General features: G+C 72.0%; 23 protein-coding genes. 5 read left to right on the top strand and 18 right to left on the bottom strand.

Going from position 1 to position 23558, the window contains the following annotated elements:
• Positions 1 to 53 precede the first annotated feature (53 nt).
• From EDF42_RS09340 to EDF42_RS09365, 6 genes are all read right to left on the bottom strand, one after another.
• Positions 54 to 3635, bottom strand: coding sequence for an HtaA domain-containing protein (locus tag EDF42_RS09340; protein ID WP_123672135.1), 3582 nt, complete (start codon positions 3633 to 3635; stop codon positions 54 to 56).
• 70 nt (positions 3636 to 3705) lie between these two features.
• Positions 3706 to 4281: a hypothetical protein gene (locus tag EDF42_RS09345; RefSeq protein ID WP_148067701.1), complete on the bottom strand. Its 576-nt coding sequence runs from the start codon at positions 4279 to 4281 to the stop codon at positions 3706 to 3708.
• Positions 4282 to 4336: 55 nt separating this feature from the next.
• Positions 4337 to 5329 carry a hypothetical protein gene (locus tag EDF42_RS09350; RefSeq protein WP_123672137.1) on the bottom strand — a complete coding sequence of 331 codons (993 nt, stop codon included), beginning with the start codon at positions 5327 to 5329 and terminating at the stop codon, positions 4337 to 4339.
• The gene (locus EDF42_RS09355; RefSeq protein WP_123672138.1) at positions 5326 to 6144 is read right to left on the bottom strand and encodes a heme ABC transporter ATP-binding protein; all 819 of its coding nucleotides are present in this window, start codon (positions 6142 to 6144) and stop codon (positions 5326 to 5328) included. Before EDF42_RS09355 ends, EDF42_RS09350 begins: the two co-directional genes overlap by 4 nt.
• Positions 6141 to 7244 (bottom strand): iron ABC transporter permease, encoded by a 1104-nt coding sequence (locus EDF42_RS09360; RefSeq protein WP_395865384.1) that lies wholly within the window; start codon positions 7242 to 7244, stop codon positions 6141 to 6143. The genes EDF42_RS09355 and EDF42_RS09360 overlap by 4 nt, the downstream gene beginning before the upstream one ends.
• Positions 7241 to 8368: a hemin ABC transporter substrate-binding protein gene (locus tag EDF42_RS09365; protein ID WP_123672139.1), complete on the bottom strand. Its 1128-nt coding sequence runs from the start codon at positions 8366 to 8368 to the stop codon at positions 7241 to 7243. The genes EDF42_RS09360 and EDF42_RS09365 overlap by 4 nt, the downstream gene beginning before the upstream one ends.
• A gap of 118 nt (positions 8369 to 8486) precedes the next feature.
• On the opposite strand from EDF42_RS09365, the gene EDF42_RS09370 reads away from it, so the two are divergent.
• Both EDF42_RS09370 and EDF42_RS09375 read left to right on the top strand, forming a co-directional pair.
• Positions 8487 to 9524, top strand: a complete 1038-nt coding sequence (locus EDF42_RS09370; RefSeq protein WP_123672140.1) for a glycerate kinase — start codon at positions 8487 to 8489, stop codon at positions 9522 to 9524.
• A 114-nt stretch (positions 9525 to 9638) separates the two neighbouring features.
• On the top strand, positions 9639 to 10685 hold the full coding sequence (locus EDF42_RS09375) for an NAD(P)-dependent alcohol dehydrogenase (protein WP_123672141.1): 1047 nt from the start codon (positions 9639 to 9641) through the stop codon (positions 10683 to 10685).
• A gap of 74 nt (positions 10686 to 10759) precedes the next feature.
• Here the strand turns inward: EDF42_RS09375 and EDF42_RS09380 are convergent, their stop codons facing one another.
• From EDF42_RS09380 to EDF42_RS09395, 4 genes are all read right to left on the bottom strand, one after another.
• On the bottom strand, positions 10760 to 12196 hold the full coding sequence (locus EDF42_RS09380; protein ID WP_123672142.1) for a hypothetical protein: 1437 nt from the start codon (positions 12194 to 12196) through the stop codon (positions 10760 to 10762).
• Complete coding sequence (locus EDF42_RS09385) at positions 12186 to 13016, bottom strand: TIGR03943 family putative permease subunit (RefSeq protein ID WP_123672143.1); 831 nt, start codon at positions 13014 to 13016, stop codon at positions 12186 to 12188. Before EDF42_RS09385 ends, EDF42_RS09380 begins: the two co-directional genes overlap by 11 nt.
• Positions 13003 to 14022, bottom strand: a complete 1020-nt coding sequence (locus EDF42_RS09390; protein WP_123672144.1) for a permease — start codon at positions 14020 to 14022, stop codon at positions 13003 to 13005. The genes EDF42_RS09385 and EDF42_RS09390 overlap by 14 nt, the downstream gene beginning before the upstream one ends.
• A 234-nt stretch (positions 14023 to 14256) precedes the next feature.
• Positions 14257 to 14835 carry a TetR/AcrR family transcriptional regulator gene (locus tag EDF42_RS09395; protein ID WP_260213011.1) on the bottom strand — a complete coding sequence of 193 codons (579 nt, stop codon included), beginning with the start codon at positions 14833 to 14835 and terminating at the stop codon, positions 14257 to 14259.
• Positions 14836 to 14931: 96 nt separating this feature from the next.
• Here EDF42_RS09395 and EDF42_RS09400 point away from each other — a divergent pair, with 96 nt between their 5' ends.
• On the top strand, positions 14932 to 15246 hold the full coding sequence (locus tag EDF42_RS09400; RefSeq protein WP_123672206.1) for a multidrug efflux SMR transporter: 315 nt from the start codon (positions 14932 to 14934) through the stop codon (positions 15244 to 15246).
• A 1-nt stretch (position 15247) separates the two neighbouring features.
• Positions 15248 to 15619 (top strand): multidrug efflux SMR transporter, encoded by a 372-nt coding sequence (locus EDF42_RS09405; RefSeq protein WP_123339973.1) that lies wholly within the window; start codon positions 15248 to 15250, stop codon positions 15617 to 15619.
• Positions 15620 to 15851: 232 nt separating this feature from the next.
• Here EDF42_RS09405 and EDF42_RS09410 read toward each other — a convergent pair whose 3' ends face one another.
• Together EDF42_RS09410 and EDF42_RS09415 are read right to left on the bottom strand one after the other, a co-directional pair.
• Positions 15852 to 16991 carry a CE1758 family FMN-dependent luciferase-like monooxygenase gene (locus EDF42_RS09410; RefSeq protein WP_123672145.1) on the bottom strand — a complete coding sequence of 380 codons (1140 nt, stop codon included), beginning with the start codon at positions 16989 to 16991 and terminating at the stop codon, positions 15852 to 15854.
• A gap of 85 nt (positions 16992 to 17076) precedes the next feature.
• On the bottom strand, positions 17077 to 17976 hold the full coding sequence (locus EDF42_RS09415; protein ID WP_148053838.1) for a phosphatase PAP2 family protein: 900 nt from the start codon (positions 17974 to 17976) through the stop codon (positions 17077 to 17079).
• A 238-nt stretch (positions 17977 to 18214) separates the two neighbouring features.
• Between EDF42_RS09415 and EDF42_RS18935 the strand changes: the two genes are divergently transcribed.
• Positions 18215 to 18664: a DUF4383 domain-containing protein gene (locus tag EDF42_RS18935; protein ID WP_165901145.1), complete on the top strand. Its 450-nt coding sequence runs from the start codon at positions 18215 to 18217 to the stop codon at positions 18662 to 18664.
• Between the two features lie 115 nt (positions 18665 to 18779).
• Here the strand turns inward: EDF42_RS18935 and EDF42_RS09425 are convergent, their stop codons facing one another.
• The 6 genes from EDF42_RS09425 to rpmB form a co-directional block, all read right to left on the bottom strand.
• Positions 18780 to 20117 (bottom strand): ATP-dependent RecD-like DNA helicase, encoded by a 1338-nt coding sequence (locus EDF42_RS09425; protein WP_123339970.1) that lies wholly within the window; start codon positions 20115 to 20117, stop codon positions 18780 to 18782.
• Positions 20114 to 22051 carry a cytochrome c oxidase assembly protein gene (locus EDF42_RS09430; protein ID WP_123672147.1) on the bottom strand — a complete coding sequence of 646 codons (1938 nt, stop codon included), beginning with the start codon at positions 22049 to 22051 and terminating at the stop codon, positions 20114 to 20116. The genes EDF42_RS09425 and EDF42_RS09430 overlap by 4 nt, the downstream gene beginning before the upstream one ends.
• A gap of 182 nt (positions 22052 to 22233) precedes the next feature.
• Complete coding sequence (locus tag EDF42_RS09435; protein ID WP_111085379.1) at positions 22234 to 22521, bottom strand: HU family DNA-binding protein; 288 nt, start codon at positions 22519 to 22521, stop codon at positions 22234 to 22236.
• Between the two features lie 279 nt (positions 22522 to 22800).
• Complete coding sequence (gene rpsN, locus EDF42_RS09440) at positions 22801 to 23106, bottom strand: 30S ribosomal protein S14 (protein WP_111085378.1); 306 nt, start codon at positions 23104 to 23106, stop codon at positions 22801 to 22803.
• A gap of 2 nt (positions 23107 to 23108) precedes the next feature.
• Positions 23109 to 23279, bottom strand: a complete 171-nt coding sequence (gene rpmG, locus EDF42_RS09445; protein WP_017886456.1) for a 50S ribosomal protein L33 — start codon at positions 23277 to 23279, stop codon at positions 23109 to 23111.
• Positions 23279 to 23515 (bottom strand): 50S ribosomal protein L28, encoded by a 237-nt coding sequence (gene rpmB / locus EDF42_RS09450; protein WP_111085377.1) that lies wholly within the window; start codon positions 23513 to 23515, stop codon positions 23279 to 23281. Before rpmB ends, rpmG begins: the two co-directional genes overlap by 1 nt.
• Positions 23516 to 23558: the final 43 nt, after the last annotated feature.

The following is a 23558-nucleotide window of genomic DNA, read 5'->3' on the forward strand; positions in this document are numbered from 1 at the left end:
CCGGATTCGAAGGCGTCTCGCGCACTACGGGGCGTCTGGCGCTGACGCCGTCGTCAGACGACCGCCGAAGCCGATGCGACCACCGGCTTCCGACGCGTCCGAACCTGGAGCACCCCGGTCAGCAGCAGCACGACCAGGCCGATCGCGAGCACCACGAGCCCGCCGAGGAACCCGATCACGACGAGCAGCAGCGTCTCGGTGGACGTCCCGCCGCCTGCGCCGCCGTCTGCCGCCGCCACGACGGTCCCGGCTCCGGAGTCGGCCGACTGGGCAACCGCTCCGACGCCGTCGACCACGGTGAACGGCACCGCGACGACCGTTCCCTGGTCACCGACGAGCACGACGTGGTGGTCGCCGACCTCCAGGCCCGTGGTGTCGACCGTGGCGGTGGCCGTGGCGTCCTCGACGGTGAAGTCGTCGCCCTGCACCGGTTCGGAGTAGGTCCACACGCTCCCGCCCTCGTCGTCGCCCGTCCACGGCAGGCGAAGCTCGAGCTGGTCACCGGCGGTGACCTCGTCGGAGATCCCGGCGTCGGCGGCCGCGACGGTGGTGATGTCGCCGGCGTCGATCTTGCGTGCCAGCTCGTCGGAGTCCGCGGCGGGGGCCGTGGGTGGCTCGGCGGCCGAGGGTGCCTTCGCGCTGTTCCGGGGCTGGGCGGCGCTGTTCCGCGGCGCAGCGGTCGGCGCGGCGATCGGCGCGGCCGTCGGCGCCGTGTCCGAGGCGTTCGTGATGGTCGGTGCGGTGGCGGCCGGCGGCAGCTGCACGACGGGCGGCTGGATGACCGTGCCGCCGTTGCCTGCGCCGGTGCCACCCGTGGTCGGACCGGTCGGCAGGGTGCCGGGGACCGTCTGTCCGGCGAAGTACACCGGCGTGAAGGTCTCGAGCGCGGCGTCGGCGGCGCCGTGCGCACCGATGGTCAGGACACCGCACTGCACGGCCCCGGACAGGCAGTCGACGCGCTTGGTCGACTGGCCGGTGAACGTGGAGCGCGCGATGACGCCGCCCTGCGTGAAGCCGGCGTTCTTCGTGCCGCTGAGCTTCGCGGTCGCCGCGGCGCCGGTGCCGGTGTTGTCCGGCCAGGCGACGAAGCCCTGGCCGTCCTGCCCGGTGCCGCCGGACCCGGGGACGTAGTCGTAGCCCGCGCCGGCCGCTCCGCCGGCGCTCGGGTGCTTCGTGACGTACCCGAACAGCACGTACAGCCCGGAGCCGTTCGTGTTCTTCGTGAAGCCCGAGCCCGTCACGGTGAGCTTCGAGCCCGCCGCGGCGGTCGAGAGTCCGGTGGCCGGCCGCACGTTCGTCGAGGCGCCCCGAGCGTTCTCCGCCCCGGTGATCGACCCGTCCGCACCGACGACGGTCGACCCGCCGCCGTTCCCGCCACCCGGGTTCGTCGGCGCCTGCACGGTGACGCGCAGGGTCGCGGTGTCCGAAGCGACCCGACCGACGACGGTCGCACCGAGGACGTTCGTGGCGACCGCGCGGTACCGGTCGCCGTTCAGCCCCTCGGTGGCGGTGATGCGGAGTGTGCTGGTCGTCGCTCCGGCAACCGAGGGACCGTCCTGCAGGTCGGCCCAGCCGGACGGGGTGCGCTGCTGCCACTGCACGGTGGGCGTCGGGGTCCCGGTCGTGGTGACCGCGAAGGACACCTGCTGCGGCGTGGCGGGGGTCGTGCTGCCGTCGGTTCCGGTGGTCGCGCCGGTCAGCGTCACGGCGACGTCGGCTGGCTGCGCCGTGACGGTCGGGGTGGTCACGACCGTGAACGTGCGGAGCCCCTGGTCGGCGGCGTCGGTCGCGGCGTTCACGACGCCGACCACCGCGCGGCCGTCGGCGGCGACCACGATCGGGTCGCCGGTGTAGCTGGTGCCGGGCGTGTACTCGGCACCGAGCGTGGGCGCGGTGCTGCCGTCGATCGCGTACGCGCGGACGACGTTGCCGGTGTCGGTGCTGCCGGCGGCCGACACCCAGAGGCGCTTCGCGGACTCGTCGACGGCCAGGTACGCGGCACCGCCGACCCGGTCGATCGAGGTCGTCACGGCCGGGGTCCCGCGCAGCGACACAGCTCGGAGGGTGGCGTCGCCGTCGTTGCTCCACCAAGCCCGGCCCCGGGAGTCGACGACGGTCCCGCCGGCGGCCCCGGACGTCGCGGTGGCGCCGATCGACACGTCGGCGACCGAGGCTCCGGTGTCGAGGGCGACGACGCGGGCGAGCGCGGCGGCCTGGTCGAAGACGACGGCGCGCTTGCCGGTCCAGTCGACACCGACCGAGGAGATCGTCCCGGTGACCGAGCCGATCAGGGTGGCCGTGCGGGTGACGGCGCGGACGGTCCCGCCAGCGGGACTGGTGCCGACCTCGGACACCGCATCCGAACCAGAACCAGCGCCAGAGTCAGCACCGGAACCAGAACCGGATCCGGCACCCGCCCCGACGGCGGCCACCCGCAGCAGCCCCGCGGACCCGCCGTTCGCGGCCGGGGCGACCTGCGCGACGATCGAGCCGTCGGCGGGGTCGATCGCGAACGCCTTCGCGGCGGGCACCGCGACGGAGGGCTTCACGTGCACGACGTCCCGGTACGCGGCGTCCGTGCCGCGCACGACGACGACGTAGCCCTGGACGTTCGCGCCGGTGCCGCCGAACTCCGCGGCGGGCAACGACGCGGTCGCGACGATGTTCCCGGTCGACGGGTCGACGCTCGGCTTCGAGGTGGCGACACCGGGGTCGATCGGCCCGACGAGACGCTTGCCGTCGTCGTCCACGACGAAGTAACTCGCCTTGGCGGCTCCGGCAGCCGGTACCTGCACGACGTTCAGGGCGCGCGCGGCGTCCCGCACCACCGTGGTGACCCGGCCGATCGTGCTGTCACCGACCGTGGTCTGCACGCCGGTGCTCACGAGTCCCTGGACGCCGGGGTCGCTGAACCCCTGGTCACCGTCGGCACCGCCGTCACCGTCCGTCCCCTCGGCAGCCCAGTCGCCCGTCACGGCGACCGAGAGCGGGTCCAGCGCGGTGCCCGCGGCGTAGAACTGCGTCGGGTTGCCGCCGCCGGTGACGTCGGCTGCGAAGGCCGCTGCACCCGCCGCGGTGATCGTGGTGGGCAGACCGGTCCACGAGTACTTCCCGTCGGTGACCGATCGGGTGCCCTTGGTGACGTCGATCGTCGCGAACGCGATGCGCTTCGTCCCCGGGTCGGACGTCGTGGCACCGGTCGTCGGGTCCACCAGCCGCACGTCGACCCCGGCGGTCAGGGTGCCGGTGGTCGGCGTGAACTCGATCGCCGGGTCGCGCAGCGAGATGACGAACGTGTGTGCCCGGTAGTCGAACACCGCGGCACCGGAACCCGTGACGGTGAGCTTCCGCGTGGCGGGGTCGTAGCTGCCGCCCGATGCGGTGAACCGGAACGTGCCGTCGGCGTTCTTCGACGCACCGCCGGACACCGACTGCCCTGCGGCCGGCACGTAGTTCCGGAACGACTGCTTGAACCCCCAGTCGAGCGTGCCGCCCGTGACGGACGTGCTCGGACCCGAGGCGGCGGTCGCCGCGGTGGGCACGGTGCCGGCGACGGCCGCGGTCAGGCCGATGATCGCGGCGACGGTGGCGCTGAGCGCGCGGAGGCGACGGGCCGGTCTGGTCTGGGTGTGCATCGGTTCCTCGGGTCGGGGTGGTGCGCGTGTGGGAGACGGTGCCCCGGGCAGACCCGGGGCACCGCGTGGGTCACCAGGTGACGGGGACCTGGACCTCGTCGAGGTCCACCGGGTCGTTCGCGACGCCGTGCGCCGAGAACGTCTGGACGAAGCACTCGTACTGCCCGAGCGCCGCGTTGGCGGTCGCGGTCTTCGTGGCGTCGTAGTCGCAGCTGACGGTGGCGGCCGCGTCGCCGGTGTGGTGCGGGTCCGCGGTGTAGGACTTCGCGACGTCGATCGTCGTGGTGAAGCCGCCGCCGGCCGTGAAGGCGCTCTTCGACACCCACTGGGCGGAGCCGAACCAGCCGGAGTTGGTGGCGTAGTCCGCCTGCTTGGGCCCGTAGACGACGTAGACGCCGAAGCCGCGCCCCTGCGCGTCCCCGTCGAAGCCGCTGCCGGTGACCGTGACGGTGCCGTCCGAGACGCCGTGGAGCGCCCCCGAGCCGTCGGTCACGACCGAGGCCGGACCGCTGACGGACAGGCTGGCGCCGTAGTCGTTCGTGACCGCGGTGGCCGCGGACGCGCTGACCGCGGGCAGGACGGCGATGCCGACCGCGGCGACCCCTGCCGCCAGCGTCATCCCGAACGAGCGTGCGATTCGTGTCATGTTCGTGTTTCCCTCTCGATGTGGGCGCCCCTGTGAGCACCCGGGTCCGGTGGTCCTACGGCGCGACGTCGGTCGCGGTGCGTCGTGCGGTGCGACGGGAGTGCACGATCGCGAAGACGACGAGCGCCGCGACGGCCACGACGAGCGCGGACAGGCCGCCGAGGACGATCCGCAGCACGCCCGGGTCGATCCCGCCCGAGGAGCCGTCGGCAGCCGCCGCCACCGCCGAGGGGGTCGCCCCGGCCGGCGCGGTGGGCGTCGCCGACGCGGTCGGCTCCGCGGTGGCACTCGGCTTCGCCGACCGCGCGGACGGCTTCGTGGTCGCGCGGGTGTCGGCGCTCGCCTCGGACGACGGCTCGGCGGACGGACGGGAGGCACTGCCCGCGTCCGTCGTGTCGGCCGGCGTCTGCCCGGTGGTCGCCCTGGTACCGCCGCCGGCCAGCGTGCCGCCGCTGCCGTACAGGTTCTGCACGGAGACGGGTGTGAACGACTCGTTGTTCGCGTTCGCGACGCCGTGCGCGCCGATCGTGATGATCCCGCACTGCACGACCGTGCAGTCGACGGTCTTCGCGGCGCCGTTCCGGTCGAGCGCCTGGAACGTCGAACCGGGGACCTTGAGGGTCGCGGACCAGGTGCCCGTGGCGGAGTCGATCGTGCCGCCGTTCGCCTCCGAGGCGGTGGTGCTGCCCTCGAACGCCACGAAGTCGAGGTACCCGGTGGGGTTCGACTCGTCGTCGGGCACGTAGCTGTAGTCCGCGCCCGTCGCCCCGCCCTTGCTCGGCTGCCAGGTGCCGTTCACGGTGCCGAACGCCACGTAGATGCCGCCGTACCCGTTCTTGATGCCCTGGAACCCGGAACCACGCAGTCGCAGCGTCGTCAGGTAGGTCGAGTCGACCTGGTTCGTGACCGCGGGGTGCCCCTCGATCGCGACGCTGACACGGCCGGCTGCCGATGCTGGGGCGACGCCCACCACGGCGGCGCCCCCGGCACTGAGCGCGACGAGCAGTCCGGCGAGCGCGAGCCGCAGCGGGCGGGTGCGGGTGGTCACGAGGAGGCCTCCTGGAGGGTTCGGGACGGCACGACGACGGGCGTACCGGTGTTCGGGTCGGGCACGACGGTGACCGGGTGCCGGTAGACGGTGCCGATGCGGTCGGCGGTCAGGACGTCAGTGGGGGAGCCGTCGGCGACGATCCGGCCGCCGGCGAGCATGGCGACGCGGTCGGCGTACGCCCCGGCGAGGCTCAGGTCGTGGAGCACCACGACGACGGCACCACCGGCCCGGGCGTGCGCACGGGCGACGGCCAGCACGGCCTCCTGGTGTCGCAGGTCGAGGGCGGCGGTCGGTTCGTCGAGCAGCAGCACCGGGGTCGACTGCGCCAGGACCCGGGCGAACGAGGCCCGGGCGCGCTCCCCACCCGACAACGAGGGGAACGCCTGGTCGATCCGGTCGGCGAGTTCGACCTGGTCGAGCACCCGCGCGACCACGGTGTCGTCGTCGACCGCTCGCGGGGTCCCCCGCCACGGGGCCCGGCCCATCCGGACGACCTCGCCGACGCGGAACCCGAAGGCCACGGCGGTGTCCTGCTCGAGCACGGCGCGACGACGAGCGGTGGCGAGCGGTGCTTCGCCGCCGGTGCGCACGCCGCCGGTGCGCACCCCGTCGATCGCGACCGTGCCGCTGTGGGCGAGGTCGCCGGCGATCGCCCGGAGCAGGGTCGACTTGCCGGCACCGTTCGGACCGACGAGCGCCAGGACCTCGCCCGCGCGCACGGTCAGGTCGACGTCGGCGAGCAGCGGTCGTCCGTCGATGACGACGCCGATCCCGGACACGACCACAGCGCCGACAGTGCTCGTCTCCGTCATGCCCAGCCTCCCGACCGTCGGCGTGCACGGCGCAGGAGCCAGAAGAAGAAGGGTCCGCCGACGAGCGAGGTCAGCATGCCGATCGGCAGGTCCGCGTACGGCACCAGGGTGCGCGCGAGCAGATCGGCGATCGTCAGGAGCAGGGCGCCGCCGAGCGTCGAGACCAGCAGCAGCGGGCCGTGCGCCGGGCCGATGACCATCCGCATCAGGTGCGGGACGACGAGCCCGACGAAGGCGATGATGCCGGCGAACGCGACCGCTGCGCCGACGAGCAGGGCGACCACGACGATCGCGACGACCCGGACGGCCTCGACCCGCACCCCGACGTGCCGCGCGGCCCGGTCACCGAGGGCGAGCAGGTCGAGCGAGCGCGTCAGCACGACGGCACCGACGAGGCCCGCACCGATGACGGGGGCGATCGCTGCGGCCTGGTCCCACATCGAGCCGTTCAGGGACCCGAGCTGCCAGAACACGATCTGCTCGCGCGCCTGCTGGTCGCCGAGGAACGTCAGGAAGGCGAGCCCCGCCCCGGTGAACGCGTTCACGGCGATGCCGGTGAGCAGGAGCGTGACGACCTCGGTGCGGCCACCGGCACGGGACAGCCCGTAGACGAGCAGCGTCGCGACCAGGCCAGCGGCGAAGGCCATCAGCGGCGTCGTCCAGTACCCGGCGAACTGCAGCCCGAACACGATCGAGGCGCAGGCCCCGAACGCCGCGCCTCCGGACACCCCGACGACGCCGGGGTCAGCCAGGGGGTTCGCGAACACGGCCTGCATGAGCACACCGGCTGCGGCGAGCGCGGCACCGATCAGCAGCGCCATCACCACGCGCGGGAACCGGATCGTCCACAGCGCCTGGGTGACGAGGTCGTCGGCGGGGCCGTCCACGGGCAGGCCGAGCGACCGGCCCACGGTCCGGAGCACCTCGGCGGGCGAGATCCCGAGCTGCCCGACGCTCGCCGACACCAGCGTCGCCACGACGAGCGCCACCACGAGCCCGGTGGTGAGGAGCGCGATGCGGCCGACCCGCGACCTGGACGTGACCGCCGGCGCGGCGGGGACGTGCGTGGCGGGCGCGATCCGTTCCTCCCGGACGGTCACGAGGCGTCCGCCGGACCGTAGATCGCCGCTGCCAACGCGGCCACGATCTCGGGGGTGCGCGGCCCGAAGCTCATCACCGTCGTGTCGGCCATGTCCACGATGCGGCGGTGCTCGCCCGCGGGCGTCTTCGCGATCGCGGGGACCCGCTGGAGCAGTCCGTCGACGCCGTCGACGGACTCGAGGCCCTTGGTCATCATGATGACGAGGTCCGGCTGCATCGCGACGAGCGCCTCGGCGTTGACGGGGCGCATGCCCGTCCAGTCCTGTTCCGTCGCGACGTCCCGCCCGCCGACGGCGTCGATGAGCGAGTCGGCGCCGGACTCGCTGCCGAACAGGTAGTAGATCCCGGCGTTCCCCCGCACGTACAGGAACACCATCTTCAGCTTGTCGGCCCGAGCCGACGGCGCGATCCGGGCCACCTGCGCGGCGACGGCCTGCTCCTGCGCGTGCACCTCGGCGGCCAGGCGGTCGCCGGTCGCCGGGACACCGAGCGCGGTCGCGACCTGCTCGATGATCGCGTCGGTGTTCGTGGTGTCGCGGTGCGGGTCCAGGACGACGACGGGGACGCCGGCCTTCCGGATCTGCAGGACGACGTCCCACGGTCCGAGCGAGGTGTCGGTCAGCAGCACCGTCGGGCGGAGCGCGAGGATCGCCTCGGCGGAGAGCTCGTGGCCGTTCTGGGTGACGAGCGGCAGGTCCTCGGTGCCGGAGAAGCCGGTCGAGACGTCCCGTCCGACCAGGTGGTCCCCCAGGCCGAGGCCGTACACGGTGGACGACAGCGTGCCGGAGATGTCGAGCGCGAGGATCCGGTCCGCGCCCGTGACGGTCACCTCGGTGTCCTGGTTGTCGGTGACGGTGACGGGTAGCTCGGGCTCGTCGACCGTGCTCGCCGTCGGCGGCAGGTCCGTCGCCAGGGTCGCGGTGCGCTCGCCGGTCACGTCCTTCGCGTCGGTCACCGGGGCGATGGCCTGGAGGCCCGCGGCCGGATCCGTCGCGCTCGTCCCGCGACCCGCCGCCTGCGTCGCACCCGCGGTGCCGGTGCCGCCGCCGGTGCAGCCGGTCGCCACGGCGAGGACGACGAGGGCGGACGCTGCGGCCGTGAGGGCGCGACGGAGTGACGACATGGAGATGATCCCGAGTGCTGGTTCGTGAAGTTAGGTGAGCCTCACCTAACCGTTAACTTAGGTGAGCCTTGCCTACCTTGTCCAGCACGTGTCGCCGTCTCCCCACTACGGTGGTCCCGTGCGCATCGTGGTGGCTCCGGACTCGTTCAAGGGCACCGCGACCGCGGCGTCCGTCGCCCAGGCGGTCCGCGACGGCTGGCTGACCGAACGCCCCGACGACGACGTGGTGCTCGTGCCGATGGCCGACGGCGGCGAGGGCACCCTCGAGGCGTTCGCGACCGCGGTCCCCGGTGCGGTCCGGGTCCCCGTCACCGTGACCGGTCCCGCCGGCACCCCCGTCGAGACGTGGTGGCTCATGCTGCCCGACGGCCGTGCGGTGGTGGAGCTCGCGGCGACGAGCGGTCTCCCGATGCTCGACCAACTCCTGCCGGACACCGCGACGAGCCGGGGGTTCGGCGAAGCGATCGCCGCCGCGCTCGACGCCGGTGCCACGGGGCTCGTGCTCGGCATCGGCGGCAGCGCCTCGACCGACGGCGGCCGGCCCGTGCTCGAGGCGCTCGGCTACGACGGCGACCGCGGCGCGCTGCGTGCCCTGCCGCCGCTCGGCGTCACCGTCCTGACCGACGTGACCTCTCCCCTGCTCGGCCCGACCGGCGCGGCTGCCGTGTTCGGGCCGCAGAAGGGGATCGAGCCCTCGCGGGTCGCATTCTTCGACGAGCAGCTGGCCGCCTGGGCCGCACGGTTCCCTTCGGTGGACCCCGCGACCCCGGGCGCCGGTGCAGCGGGTGGCGTCGGCTTCGGCCTGCTCGCCTGGGGTGCGACCCTGGCCCGCGGCGCGGACGGTGTCGCCGAGGTCCTCGGGCTGGCCGACCGACTCGACGGCGCCGACGTCGTGATCAGCGGCGAGGGCCGGTACGACGGGCAGTCCGCCGCCGGCAAGGTCCCGTCGGTGGTGCGGTCACTCACGGCGACGCACGCCCCCGGGGCCCGGTCGATGCTCGTCGCCGGCGCGATCGAGGCCTCGCTCGACGACTACGCCGCCGCCGCCTCGCTCACCGTGCTCGCCACGCAGACCACCGGGGAACCGGACGACGCCCTGGCCGACCCGCTGCGCTTCGCCACGATCGCGGGCCGGCGCCTCGCACGGCTGGCCTGACCACTCCGATTCCCGCACTGGGGAGCCCCATTGGAACCTCCCACGCTGTGGCGCGCCCCATCAGACTGGTTCCGGGCCGGAACCGGCCCGCAACGCACCCCCACGAGGAGATCATTGCGCACCGTCAACGCGTACGCGGCACCGTCAGCGACCGAGCCGCTCGTCAAGACCACCATCACCCGTCGTGACGTCGGAGCGAACGACGTCGAGATCGACATCGCCTACGCCGGCATCTGCCACTCGGACATCCACACCGTCCGCGGTGAGTGGGGCCAGATCCAGTACCCGCAGGTCGTCGGCCACGAGATCGTCGGCCACGTCTCCGCCGTCGGCGAGAACGTCACCAAGCACCAGGTCGGCGACCGCGTCGGCGTCGGCTGCATGGTGAACTCGTGCGGCGAGTGCGAGAACTGCGTCGCCGGCGAGGAGCAGTACTGCCTCAAGGGCAACATCGGCACGTACACGAGCGTCGACCCGGCCGACGGCTCGATCACCCAGGGCGGCTACTCGCAGGCGATCGTCGTGAACGAGGACTTCGTCCTCCGCGTCCCCGAGTCGCTCGACATCGAGAAGGTCGCGCCGCTGCTCTGCGCCGGCATCACCACCTACTCGCCGCTGCACCACTGGAAGGCCGGCCCCGGCACGAAGGTCGCCGTCATCGGCATGGGCGGCCTCGGCCACATGGCCGTCAAGATCGCCGTCGCCCTCGGCGCCGAGGTCACCGTCCTGTCGCAGACCACCTCGAAGGAAGCCGACTCGCTCCGCTACGGCGCGAAGGCCCACTACGCGACGAAGGACCCGGAGACGTTCGAGAAGCTCGCGAACTCCTTCGAGCTCATCATCAACACCGTGTCGGCGAAGATCCCGATGGGCGCCTACCTCGGCCTCCTCAAGGTCGACGGCACGCTCGTCAACGTCGGCGCCCCGTCCGAGCCGCTCGAGGTCCCGGCGTTCGCCCTGATCCCGCGCCGGCTCAGCTGGGCCGGGTCCGCCATCGGCGGCATCCGCGAGACCCAGGAGATGCTGGACTTCTGCGCCGAGCACGACATCCTGCCGGAGACCGAGCTCATCAGCGCCGACCAGATCAACGAGGCCTACGAGCGCGTGCTGTCCTCGGACGTCCGCTACCGCTTCGTGATCGACGCGGCCACGCTGGCGTAGTCGTCACCACCTGCACCACAGGAGGCCCGGTACCAGCTGGTACCGGGCCTCCTGTCCGTCTGTCCGTCGGGCCGTCAGCCGACCTCGTCGCCGGACGGCAGCGCGCCGCACCAGTCGACGGAACCCGCGTCGATGCTCGCCTCGAGCGCACCGGAGGTCGCGTCGACGATGCTCACCAGCTCGTCGGTCGCCGACTTCGTCGCGACCGCCACGAACTGGCCGTTCGGAGACGGGCAGACCGCCGTGACGCTCGCGTCGTCGGGGATGGTCACCGGCAGCCGGGAGGCCCGCCCGCCGTCCACACGCACGATCCGTGCCGAGACGGTCCCGTCCGACCGCACGTCCCCCAGCACGCGCAGGTACGTGTCGTCCGTCAACGGGGCGATGCGGCCGAGCACCGCCGCGTCGGTGCTCGCGGCCGGCGCCCGCAGCGCCGTCTTCGCGCCGTCGGTCAGGTCGAGGCGCTCGATGCCCGTGCCGGTCTCGACCACGGCCGTGGTGCCCGAGCCGACGAACCCGTGCAGGTACGTGGCGCTGCCGAGCCGGACGGGGTCGGCGCGGCCGCTCATGTCGACGAGCACCAGGTCGTCGCTGCCCGTCCGCACCAGGGCGCTCTCCGTCCGAGGCACGTAGGCCCACTGCCCGACCGTCATCGGCACGGCGCCCGTCTGCGGCTTCCCGTCCTCGGCGATCGCGGTGGGCAGGTGCGTGCCCGTCATGTCGACCACGTACAGACCGGTGTTCCGCGACTGCCCGGTGGACGTGTCGGCGTACTCGAACCCGAACGACGCCGCGTCGTCGGCGACGTGCAGGGCGGTGACCCGACCCTGCGAGGACGGCAGGGTGAGGTGCTCGACGGGGGCGTCCGGGTCCTGCACCCCGCCGGACAGCGCGACCACGTCGACCGAGGAGCTCGCGTCGCTGCCACTGACGACCACCAGGGACCGTCCGAGCCGGGCGTACTCCGAGATCTCGGCGCCCTGGTACACGGTCGTCGCACCGCCGGCGTCGAGAGAGCGGCGCACGATGCGGTCCTTCGCGCCGTCGGCTCCCGGCACGAGGGCGAGGACGTCGGTACTGCCGGTCCGGATGGCGGCGGTGAGGTCCGCGGTGGCACGTTGCCCCGGAGCCCGGACGTTCGCGACCGTCACCGTGTAGTCGCGGTCGTAGGCCAGGGGTCCGGCGAACTCGACCGCGATCGTGTTGCCGCTCGAGGTCACGGTGTGCGCGGCCGCGGGGCTGACGCGGACGTCGGCGGCGGACACCTGCTGCAGTGCCTGGTTCGCCGTCAGGATCACCCGCTGCGCCGGTCGGGACACCAGGCCGGTGGCGTCGTACGACACGTCGCGCAGGCGTGGGCCCTGCTGCGACCCGACGACGGCGGCGAGCGTGGCGACGACCGCCAGGACGAGCACGACGGCGAGGTACCGGCGGTGGAACCGGCGCGTGACCGGGCGGCGGTCGGTGCGGCGTCCCGCGCGCTCAGTACTCGTGCCCGTCTCAGTACTCATACGGGTCCTTCGGCTGCGCGATCTCCTGCACCTTCGCGGCCTTGATGACGATGCGGGCGTCGGCGGACTGGTCCGGGTTCGCCGCGAGTGCGCCGGTCACCGTGACCCACTGCCCTTCGTCGGGCTCCGCCTCGGTACGGTCGCCGCCCTCGGTCACCACGCCGAGGCCGACTGGCTGGGCGTCCACGGCGCAGCAGCTGATCACGAACCGGGTCAGGGTGAACGAGCCGCCCTCGCCCGGCACCACGAAGCCGGACAGCCGCACCTGCTTGCCGACCAGGGCCGTGGTGTCGGTGGTCTGCCGGATCAGCGCCGCCCAGTCCTTGACGCCGTACTCCGAGGTGTCGACGCCCTCGCTGCCGAGCAGGGAGACCGCCGCCTCGGAGCCCGTCGCGTTCGACAGGGTCGCCGAGTCCACGCTCCGCTGCTGCGCGGTGCGGGCGGACAGCGTCGTCGGGGGCAGGACCAGCATCGACACGGTGACCCCGACCGTGACGATCGCGGCAGCCCCGCCGAGGGCGAGGCGGAGGGCGCGACCACGGCCGGGTCCGCGCCGCCCGTGGTCGTGGTCCGGCTCGTGCTCGTCCGCGTCGTCACCGTGCTCGTGGCCGTGGCCGCGTGCGATGACCACCAGGCCCGCGATCGAGGCGGGTACCGCGACGGCGGCGAGCACGATCGTGAACACCGAGTACCGCGGGTTGATGTACAGGTCGAGGTGCCCGACCAGTGCGAGCCAGAGCGTGCACAGGGCGACCGCCAGCACGGACCCGAGCCCGAGGTAGGCCGGAGCGTTGCTGCTGCGTGCGTCAGACGAGGACATTCATCACCAATCCCACGGCGCCGGCGAACAGGACGCACACGACGGCGAGCAGCACCAGGAACCGGACCCGGAACGTCGTGCGGAGCAGGGCGATCATCTTCACGTCGATGATCGGCCCGATGATCAGGAAGGCCGTGATCGACCCGGGCAGGAACGTCGAGGCGAACGACAGCGCGAAGAACGCGTCGACGTTCGAGCAGAGCGACACCGTCATCGCGAGCAGCATCATCGCCGCGACGGACAGCACCGGGTTCGAGCCGATCGCGACGAGCGTGGAACGGGGCACGGCGACCTGGATCGCCGCAGCCAGGCCGGCGCCGACGAACAGGGCCGGCATCATCGTCGCGGTCTCGCCGCCGAACTGCGCGGCGCTCTCCCGCCACCGGTTCCGGCTCCGTGGTGCGCCGATCGCAGCGCGGCACCGGGCCTCGAACGCGGGCAGCAGCAGGTCGGCCGGGCGGCGGTGCGCGGCGACGATCCAGCCGACCAGGTTCGCGATCACGAAGCCGCCGACGATCCGGACCGGCAGGATCCAGCCGGACCAGCCGAACGCCTGCGCGGTGCTGATGATCACGAGCGGGTTGAGGATGGGGGCGGCGACCAGGAACGTGACGGCCTCGGCAGGGGTGAACCCGCGCATCATCAGGCCGCGGGCGAGCGGCACGTTCCCGCACTCGCACACCGGGAACAGCATGCCGATCAGCGAGATCACGGCGCGGCGGCCGAATGCGTTCTGCGGCAGGACCTTCTCGAGCGCACCGACCGGCACCCACACCTCGACGACGATCGACAGCACGATGCCGAGCACCACGAACGGCAGCGACTCGACCACCACGCTGATCGCCAGCGTCAGGAAGTCCTGCACGACGTCCGGCAGGCCGGCGGTCCCGATGCTCGGGGACAGCAGCCGGATCCCCAGGAGCACGACGACGGCGAGCAGCACGAGGCCCGGGCCCGTCAGGGAACGGGAGCGGGATCGCTGCTGCGGCGGCGTGGTCGTCGTCACCCGGAAAGGATAGGCGACGCGTGCTGCGTGGCGGTCCGCGCGCGGCCGCCTGCGCACCGTGCGAGTTCGTTCACGCCGTGCAGGGTTGCCCGCTCGGTGCAGGCCTGGAGCGCCGCACGGAGCCACCAACGACGCACGGGTTCGCGAACCCGGCACCGTGCACTCGCTCCCCCGCCAGCAACAACGCCGCACCGGCCCGCGAACCCGGCACCGTGCGAGCGCACCGTGGCGCAGTCAGACCCGGGCGATGCCCGCCGCGTGCCGGTCGAGCGTGTCGATCGCCCACGAGGCGTCACCCCCGGGATCGACCCGCACGATGTGCATCGCGAGCCCGTCCACCAGGGCGTGCAGCCGCCGGGTCTCGTAGGGCACGTCGGCGTCCGGCACCCCGAGCGCCCGCAGGATCCGCCCGCACCACTCCCGCATCTCGTCGACGACCCGGTCGTGGAACGGCCGCAGCTCGGTGTCGGTCAGCGCTGCCGTGCCGAGGCCCAGGTAGACGTCGAGCTCGATGCGTCGCTCCTCGTCGAGGGGCAGGAGCTCGAGCAGGACCGCGTGCGCGTACGCCGTGCCCCGCAGGTCCGCCGGCACGGCGTCGATCCGGGCCGCGGTCGCGTCGAACACGAGCTCGAGCGCGTGCGACCGGACGCTCGCCTGCGTCGGGAAGGTGTAGCGGACGGTGCTCGGCGGCAGTCCGGCCTCTGCCGCGACGTTCCGGACGCTCAGCGCCCCGAGTCCGTCGCGGGCGAGCACCCGGCACGCGGCTTCGGACACGGTACGGCGCCGCTGCTCGACGTCCATGCTCCTGGCCACACCGCCATACTCGCACAGTCGTACGAACTCGTGCTACCGTCGAGGTCGTTGTCGCACAGTCGTGCGACTATGCGACCGAACGAAGGGAACATCGTCATGGCATGGGTCATCCTCGTGCTGAGCGGCGTGCTCGAGGCCGTCTGGGCCACCGCACTGAGCGCCTCGAACGGCTTCAAGAAGGTCGTGCCGACGATCGTGTTCATCGCCGGCATGGCGCTGAGCATGATCGGGCTCGCGTTCGCGATGAAGTCGATCCCGGTGGGCACCGCCTACGCCGTCTGGGTGGGCATCGGCGCCTCGCTGACGGTCGTCGTGTCGATCCTGCGCCGGCAAGAAGCCGCGTCGCTCGCACGACTCGGCCTCGTGTTCGGCCTGGTCGCCTGCGTCGTCGGCCTCAAGGTGGTGAGCTGAGGTGGCCTGGATCGTCCTGTTCCTCAGCGCCACGCTCGAGACCGTGTGGGCGACCGCCCTCGGCGAGAGCGACGGCTTCACCCGACCCGGACCGACGCTCGTGTTCGCGATCACGATCGTGGTCAGCCTGGGCGCGTTCGGCTACGTCCTCAAGCACATCCCGATCAGCACCGCGTACGCCGTGTGGACCGGCACCGGTGCAGCCCTGACGGTGCTGTGGGGCATGGCCACCGGCGCCGAGCCCGTCACCCTGCTGCGCGTGCTGTTCATCGCGGGGATCGTCGGCTGCGTCGTCGGCCTGAAGCTCGTGCCGGCCCGTCCGGTCACCGAGCCGGACGCCCCGCTCGCGAAAGCGACAGATCTCCGCCGATGATCGGCGGGCAACTGTCGCTTTCGCGAAGGTGACGGCAGCGCCATCCGCAGGACTGTCGCTTTCGCGATGGGCGCACTGGACACGCGCCGGGGCGGACGGGAGGCCCGGTGCCAGCTGGCACCGTCCCTCCCGGCACGGCCGTGGTCGCGCCCACTGCGCATGGTGAGCAGAAAGGGTCGGGTCGCCTCGCGGGACCCGACCATTCCTGCTCACGAACCGAGCGCCGGGAGCGTCAGACGGAGGCGCCGGTCCACTCGTCCTCGGCGGCGACGTGGTCGCTGCCGACCGTGCCGGCGGCGAGCGCCGCGGCGGCGCGTTCCGTGTGGCTCGGCGGGTTCGACGGCACGTCGGACGGACGGCCCTCGTCGTTCAGCTTGCGCAGCTCGGGCACGATGTCCGTCGCCAGGATGTCGATCTGCTCGAGCACGGTCTTGAGCGGCAGCCCGGCGTGGTCGACCAGGAACAGCTGGCGCTGGTAGTGGCCGACGTGGTCCTTCATCGCCGCGTACCGGTCGATGACCTGCTGCGGCGAACCGACCGTGAGCGGGGTCTGGGCGGCGAAGTCCTCCATCGAGGGGCCGTGCCCGTAGACCGGGGCGTTGTCGAAGTAGGGCCGGAACTCGTCGACCGCATCCTGCGAGTTCTTGCGGGCGAAGAACTGCCCACCCAGACCGACGATCGCCTGGTCCGCACGGCCGTGGCCGTAGTGCTCGAAGCGCTGGCGGTACAGCCCGACCATCTGCTCGGTGTGCTGGATCGGCCAGAAGATGTTGTTGTGGAAGAAGCCGTCGCCGTAGTAGGCGGCCTGCTCCGCGATCTCGGGCGTGCGGATCGAGCCGTGCCAGACGAACGGGGGCACGCCGTCGAGGGGGCGCGGCGTCGAGGTGAAGCCCTGCAGCGGCGTGCGGAACTTGCCCTGCCAGTTGACGACGTCGTTCTCCCAGAGCTGGCGGACGAGCGCGTAGTTCTCGATCGCCAGGTTGACGCCCTGGCGGATGTCCTGCCCGAACCACGGGTAGACCGGGCCGGTGTTGCCGCGCCCCATCATGAGGTCCATGCGGCCGTCGGAGATCACCTGGAGCATCGCGTACTCCTCGGCGATGCGCACCGGGTCGTTCGTGGTGATGAGCGTGGTGCTCGTCGAGAGCGTGATGTCCTTCGTCTTCGCCGCGAGGTAGGCCAGCAACGTGGTCGGCGACGAGGCGACGAACGGCGGGTTGTGGTGCTCGCCGGTGGCGAAGACGTCGAGTCCGGCCTGGTCGGCGTGCTGCGCGATCGTGAGGATGTCGCGGACGCGCTGGGTGTCGTCCGGCGTGGTGCCGGTCGTGGGGTCGGTCGTGACGTCACTGACCGTGAAGATGCCGAACTGCATGATGCGCCGCCTTTCGCGATATCAATGCGTTTGCATCGACTTGCTGGGTACAACGTAGCGTACGCCGGTGCATTCCCACCAGGCGTCAGCGCGCTGCGGGCAGTGCTGCGGGGTCCGTCCGGGCCGCGTGGTGCATGCCGTCGAGGAACCACACCGCGGTCACCACCGCCAGGACGCTCGCGCTCGAGGCCAGTCGTCCGGCCATCAGGATCGCGGCGTGGTCGTGAGCGCCGTCCCCCGTCAGGCCGACGACGAGCGCGGCGACGCCGACGGCCAGCGTGACCCCGGTGGCGACGAGCAGGACGACGCTGACCACCCGGCGCGGACCCCGACGGCCGTCCCGGTCACCTCGGAGGCCCCGGTCGACCCTCGGACCGAACGCCCGGACGACGCCGAGCCAGAACATCGCGATCGCGCACGCCCCGATGATGTCGCTCACCCGGTGCCAGCCGTAGACGACCGTCTGGTTGGCGACGAAGACCGCGTAGGCGGCACCGAGCAGGGTGACGATCGGCCGGAAGCGACGGGGCGTGACCATCAGGACGGCGAACAGCGCGGCCAGCGCGATGGTCGCGTGCCCCGAGGGGAACGAGTTCGGCGTCGTCGACTGGGCGATCTCCGGGCGCTCGGCGATACGCTTGACGAGCGTCGAAGTGGCCGCCGACGCGAGCACCACTGCACCCGCGCCGAGCCCCACCGAGAGCCGTCGCCTGGCGAACGCCACCGCGACGATCACGACAACGAGCAACAGGATCACCGGCACCGAGATGACGTTGAGCGCAGTGTCCGAGCTGAACAGGTCGGACTCACGGACCCCGCCGAGCGCGGCGTCCTCCATGCGCTGCCCCACCGGCGTCAGCACCGCGGCCGCGTAGACGGAAGGCACGATCACGAACCCCAGAGCCGCCAGCACACCCCACCGCAACCGCCGCGAGACGCTCGGTCCACGCGACTCCGGTGCACTGCGCTCGGGTGTCAAGGTCACCGGACTGGTCCTCCTCGGAGTGGTCGTCGTCGGTCTCGTCGCCCGCCTGGTGACGGCGCTGCGATTCGGACGGTCGGGGTCGGACACGATACCGTTGGCTCACCGGCCGGAGGCTGGGAACCGTGCGGCCGTCACCCGCGGATCCCGCGCTGTGCCGCTCAGTGCCGCGCCGCTCAGTCCGGCGGGCACCGACGGACTGACGCACGTCGCGTCGGCAGTGTACGAGGAGGAGACCGAAGTGGCCATCAAGGAACCGGGCATCACCGCCTCACCGAACCGCGGGCTCGCACTCACGGTCGGTGGCGTCCTCGCACTCTGGGGCATCCTGGGCTTCTTCTTCGCCGCCGACGGCGACCCCGGCTTCTTCAGCCGCCAGGGCGGGATGCTCTGGAACGCCTTCGGGGTCAACCCGCCGCTCGCCCTCATCTGGGTGCTGCTCGCCGCGGTCCTGCTCATCACCGGGCTCGGCACCACCATCGGTTCGCGGAACGGCAACCTGGTGGTCGGCGCCGTGCTCGTGGTGCTGGCCGTCTACGGCTTCGTCTTCGTCAACACCTCGGCGAACATCTTCGCGCTGAACACCACCGACAACGTGTTCCACGCCATCGTCGGTGTCATCCTGCTGCTGACGGCGCTCGGTGCCGACAAGGAGAACCTCCGCGCGCTGCGTGCGGCGGCTCGCGCCTGACACACCGACACGCTCCCCGACGCCCGTCTGCCGCTCCGGCAGGCGGGCGTCGTCGTGTGTGCGGAGCGAGTGCGGGGAGCGTGAGTGCGGGGCGTGTGTGCGGAGCGCGGGTGCGTCAGGCGTCGTCGTCGGGGTCGGCGTCGGCGTCGGCGGCGGGCTCCGGCTTCCGGGCTTCGAGTGCCGTCGCGACGATGCGTGGCGCTTCGGACATGAAGCGCCGGACGTCCGTGTCGACGATGATGTCCTGCGGCCGCAGCGGCCGGGTCAGGTACAGCCCCTCGAGCGAGGTCAGGCGTGACAGCGCGACGTAGGTCTGTCCGGCGCTGAACACCCGGTTGCCCAGGTCGACCACCGCGCGGTCGTAGGTGCTGCCCTGCGACTTGTGGATCGTCACCGCCCACGCGAGCCGCAACGGGAACTGCTGGAACTCACCGACGGTGTCCTTCTTGAGTTCCTTCTTGTCGGCGTCGTAGGAGTACTTGAACTTCTCCCACACCGACGGCTGGACCTCGAACGATTCTCCGTCGACGTCGACCCAGACCGTGTCGCGGATCGCCGTGACGATGCCGAGCGTCCCGTTCACCCACCGCTGGTCGGCGTCGTTGCGCAGGAACATCACGTGCGCACCGGGCTTGAGCTCGAGGGCTTCGTCGGCCGGGAAGTTCCGCCCGCCGAAGTCACCGTTGACGTCGGCCTTCGCGGTCTTCACCTTGCCGGGCAACCGTTCGAGCGCCGCCTTGTTGATGCGCGCGACGGTGTCGTTCCGGGTGGCGAGGGTGATGGCGTCGTCGGGCGAGGGCCGTGCGCCCGCGGTGTTGAGCTGGTCGGCGATCTCGGCGGTCACCCGGCCGTGCCGCACCGCCGTGAGCATGGCGGCGAAGGCGTCGTCGCGCTGGCGGTGCACGGTGGCGAGCTCGATGATGTTCAGCTTCGCCTCGAGCCAGACCTTGGCGTCGAAGAACCACATCGACCGGTAGTGGTCGGTGAAGTAGGCGCGTTCGTCGGCACCACCCGGGACCGGCGGCAACTGGTACGGGTCGCCGAACATGACCACCTGGACCCCGCCGAACGCCTCGAACTGCCGCCCGCGGGCCTTGCGCAGCGAACGGTCCATCCCGTCGAGCAGGTCGGCGTTCACCATCGAGACCTCGTCGATCACCAGGGTGTCGATGGTGTTCAGGAGCTTGCGGGTGTCCGGTCCCTGGCGCAGCTCGGCATCGGCGATGAGGCCGATCGGCAGGCGGAACAACGAGTGGATCGTCTGGCCACCGACGTTCAGGGCCGCGACCCCGGTCGGTGCGCAGATCACGACCTGCTTCTCGGTGTTCCACGACAGGTGGTTGAGCAGGGTCGACTTGCCCGTGCCGGCACGACCGGTGATGAAGACGTGGTCGCGGGTGTGCTCGATGTACTCGAAGACGGCCCGCTGCTCGTCGCTGAGCTCGACGCTCATCGTGCGTCCTGCTCGAGGGTGCGCGCGTCCGCTCCGAGCGTGCGCGCCGGCGATCCAGCGCGCCGCAGCTGCACGAGCACCACCACGACGACCGCCACCAGGAGCAGCACCCCGGCGACCACGAGCACGAGCCCGCCACGGGCCTGGTCGACGAGCGGATCGGGGCCCCACGTCCGCCCCATCGCCCCGAACCACGACGCCTGCAGCAGTCCGAGCGGCCCGCGCATCGCAACGCCGAGCGACACCGCTCCGGCGGCGACGACCGCGGCCCCGACGATCCGCACGACCGCCGCTGCGCGGGTCGGGTGCTGCTGGCCGGCCGCGATCGGGGTGAAGAGCGTCGGCATCGCCAGGAGCCCGACGAGCAGGAAGCCCACGTCGATGACCGTGCGCCCCGTGGAGTCGCTCACCGACCACCGGACGGCGTCGGTGGCGAAGTACGCCCACCACACCGCTGCGGCGAGCAGGAACGCCGGGAAGGGCTGCACCAGGTAGCGGACCGCGGCGTTGTCGACCAGCACACCGGTCCACTCGCGCACGCCGGTGCTGTCGTCGTCGCGCGGGTGCACCGCGGCCCGGATGAGCACGACGGGAGCCGCCGCCCACACCAGCGCCGGCACCACCAGGCCGAGCAGCACGTGCGCGCCGACGTTCGCCGACACCAGGAACCGGTCGTACTGGTGCAGCGAACCGGACGTCGCGACGACGAGCGAGATGATCGCGAGGGCCGCCGCCACCGAACGGCGCACCGGCCAGTGGACCCCGGTGCGGCGCAGGCGCACGACCCCGGCCGTGTACGTCGCAGCGAGCAGCACGGCGGCCATCAGCCAGAACAGGTCGATGTTCCACTGCGTCAGCCAGCCCCAGGCCCCGGGCGCGTGCGGCAGCAGGTCGTCGGTGAGCAGCTCAGCGGGGCTCGGGTCGGTCGTCTTGCTCAGCGCGATCTGGTCGACCGGGGTGGCCGTGCGTCCGAGCGCCGCGGCGAAGCCCGATGCGACACCCATCACGGCGAGCTCGACCACGATCAAGGTCCAGAACGGGCGGTGCCGTGCCGGCGCCTCGGTCAGGGAGCGAATCGCACGCCGACGCTGCACGGCACCGAGGACCCCGATGGCGACGATCGCGCCGATCTTGACCAGCACGAGGGTGCCGTACGGCGTGAACAGGTTCGACAGAGCGCCCACGCGGATCTGTGCCGAGGCGACACCCGACACCGCCACGAGCACGAAGCACCCGAGCGCGATGCTCGAGTACCGCGCGACGACCACGGCCAGGCGGTCACCGGGCAGCACGCCGCGCAGAAGCACGAGCATGGTCAGGCCACCGACCCAGAGCGCGGCGCCGACCAGGTGCAGCCCGAGCGCGGTCACGGCGGCGTCGTGGCTCGCGGTGCCGGCGGCGTGGCCCTGCTGTGCGAGCGGGATGAGCCCGATCATCGAGACGCCGGCGGTCAGGGCGACCATGCCCCGCGAACGGACGGCGAAGCAGAGCACCGTGACGGCAGCGGCGACGAGCACCGTCACGAGCCAAGCGAGCCCGAGGTCCGTGCCGGTGAGGAACACGCCCATCGACTGGCCGAACTGCTCGTCGATGCTGATCTTCGAACCGGCGACGCTCAGGAACGTGAAGAAGGTGGTGACCGCGGACGACACCGTCCAGAGCCCGCTGGCGGCGGCCGCGACGTCGATGGCGCGGTTCCACTCCGGGCCGGAGCGCGAGAGTCCGACGGTGGCCAGCGCGAGGCCGCCGATCGTCGCAGCGGCGGACAGGTCCACGACCAACCGCGAGATCGGCAGACCGAAACGGACCAGGGCACCGGGGTCGGCGATCAGCGCTGCGTTCGCACCACCGCCGATGACGAGTGCCGTGAGCAGCGCCACGAACCCGACGAGCAGGAGCACGGCGGGACCGGCGATGCGCGCGATCCGATTCACCCGTCAAGCCTAGGCGGTGCCCACCCGGCCACCGAACCGGCCGGGCCGACCTGTGGGAACCGGCACGGGCCTCCAGGCAGGACATGCGCACCGGGCGCACGCACGCGCGCCCGTCCACGCACGCACCCCGGGAACGACGAAAGGGACGGCCGAAGCCGTCCCTCCCGATGCGCGGAACAGTCTTACTTGACCGCAGCCTTGAGCTTCGAGCCGGCGCTGACCTTGACCGAGTCGCTCGCGGCGATCTCGATGGCCTCACCCGTCTGCGGGTTGCGGCCGGTGCGGGCGGCGCGGTGCGTCTTCTCGAAGGCGATCCAACCGGGGATCGTGACCTTCGTGCCGTCCGCGACGGACGACGAGACGACGCTGAAGAGCGCGTCGACGACGCCGTTGACGGTGGCCTGGCTCTGGCCGGACTCGGCGGCGACGGCAGCGACGAGCTCGGTGCGGTTCAGTGACTTGTCAGCCATTGGATGTCCTCCTCGGACTTCTTGCAGTATCGGTCGGACGGACGTGCCGTCCGGCGCCCGGAGCGGTTGCCCCGTGCCACGGTGCCAGTGGGCCGAGGGCCCGGCGGAACCGGAGTTGAACCTACCAGCCACATCGGACGAATTCAGCCGACTCGCCCGGATTTCCGGGCTTGTCGCGGGTCCAGCGGGGCAGAAGTGACCCCTGAGGCGCCCTTGTACCCCGGACACAGCGAACGCCCCGCCACCAGGAGGTGACGGGGCGTCGGGTGCTGCGAGTGCTTACCAGGAGCTCTTCGTGATGCCGGGGAGCTCTCCACGGTGGGCCATGTCGCGGAAGCGGACACGGCTGATGCCGAACTCACCCAGGTGGCCACGGGGGCGGCCGTCGATCGCGTCGCGGTTGCGGTAGCGGATCGGGGATGCGTCGCGGGGCAGCTTCTGCAGGCCCACGCGAGCGGCCTCACGCGACTCGTCGGAGCCGTTCGGGTCCACGAGGGCCTTCTTCAGCTCGAGACGACGCTCGGCGTAGCGCGCGATGATGACGGCACGCTGGTTGTTCTTCGCGATCTTGCTCTTCTTCGCCATGCTTAGCGCTCCTCACGGAAGTCGACGTGCTTGCGGATCACCGGGTCGTACTTCTTCAGCACGAGACGGTCGGGGTTGTTCCGACGGTTCTTCTTGGTCACGTACGTGAACCCGGTGCCCGCCGTCGAGCGGAGCTTGATGATCGGACGGATGTCCTGACCCTTTTTCGCCATCAGATCTTCTCCCCACGGGCGAGGACGTCCTTGACGACGGACTCGATGCCCCGTGCGTCGATGACCTTGATGCCCTTAGCGCTGACGTTGAGCGTCACGTTGCGACGCAGCGACGGCACGTAGTACGTCTTCTTCTGCACGTTCGGGTCGAAGCGGCGCTTCGTCCGGCGGTGCGAGTGCGAGATGTTGTGACCGAAGCCGGGAACGGCGCCGGTCACCTGGCACACTGCTGCCATGGTTTCCTCCTGAGGTACCGTGCGACCGGACGGCCGCACCCAA

Source organism: Curtobacterium sp. PhB172 (assembly GCF_003752545.1).
Taxonomy (GTDB): Bacteria; Actinomycetota; Actinomycetes; order Actinomycetales; family Microbacteriaceae; genus Curtobacterium.

Bases quoted from the DNA above. Each gene is read 5' to 3' on its own strand.
- rpmG (WP_017886456.1), bottom strand. From the start codon at position 23,279: ATGGCGAAAAAGGGTCAGGACATCCGTCCGATCATCAAGCTCCGCTCG.
- rpmB (WP_111085377.1), bottom strand. From the start codon at position 23,515: ATGGCAGCAGTGTGCCAGGTGACCGGCGCCGTTCCCGGCTTCGGTCAC.
- EDF42_RS09380 (WP_123672142.1), bottom strand. From the start codon at position 12,196: ATGAGTACTGAGACGGGCACGAGTACTGAGCGCGCGGGACGCCGCACC.
- EDF42_RS09365 (WP_123672139.1), bottom strand. From the start codon at position 8,368: ATGTCGTCACTCCGTCGCGCCCTCACGGCCGCAGCGTCCGCCCTCGTC.
- EDF42_RS09355 (WP_123672138.1), bottom strand. From the start codon at position 6,144: ATGACGGAGACGAGCACTGTCGGCGCTGTGGTCGTGTCCGGGATCGGC.
- EDF42_RS09425 (WP_123339970.1), bottom strand. From the start codon at position 20,117: ATGAGCGTCGAGCTCAGCGACGAGCAGCGGGCCGTCTTCGAGTACATC.
- EDF42_RS09340 (WP_123672135.1), bottom strand. From the start codon at position 3,635: ATGCACACCCAGACCAGACCGGCCCGTCGCCTCCGCGCGCTCAGCGCC.
- EDF42_RS09435 (WP_111085379.1), bottom strand. From the start codon at position 22,521: ATGGCTGACAAGTCACTGAACCGCACCGAGCTCGTCGCTGCCGTCGCC.
- EDF42_RS09385 (WP_123672143.1), bottom strand. From the start codon at position 13,016: ATGTCCTCGTCTGACGCACGCAGCAGCAACGCTCCGGCCTACCTCGGG.
- EDF42_RS09345 (WP_148067701.1), bottom strand. From the start codon at position 4,281: ATGACACGAATCGCACGCTCGTTCGGGATGACGCTGGCGGCAGGGGTC.
- EDF42_RS09400 (WP_123672206.1), top strand. From the start codon at position 14,932: ATGGCATGGGTCATCCTCGTGCTGAGCGGCGTGCTCGAGGCCGTCTGG.
- rpsN (WP_111085378.1), bottom strand. From the start codon at position 23,106: ATGGCGAAGAAGAGCAAGATCGCGAAGAACAACCAGCGTGCCGTCATC.
- EDF42_RS09410 (WP_123672145.1), bottom strand. From the start codon at position 16,991: ATGCAGTTCGGCATCTTCACGGTCAGTGACGTCACGACCGACCCCACG.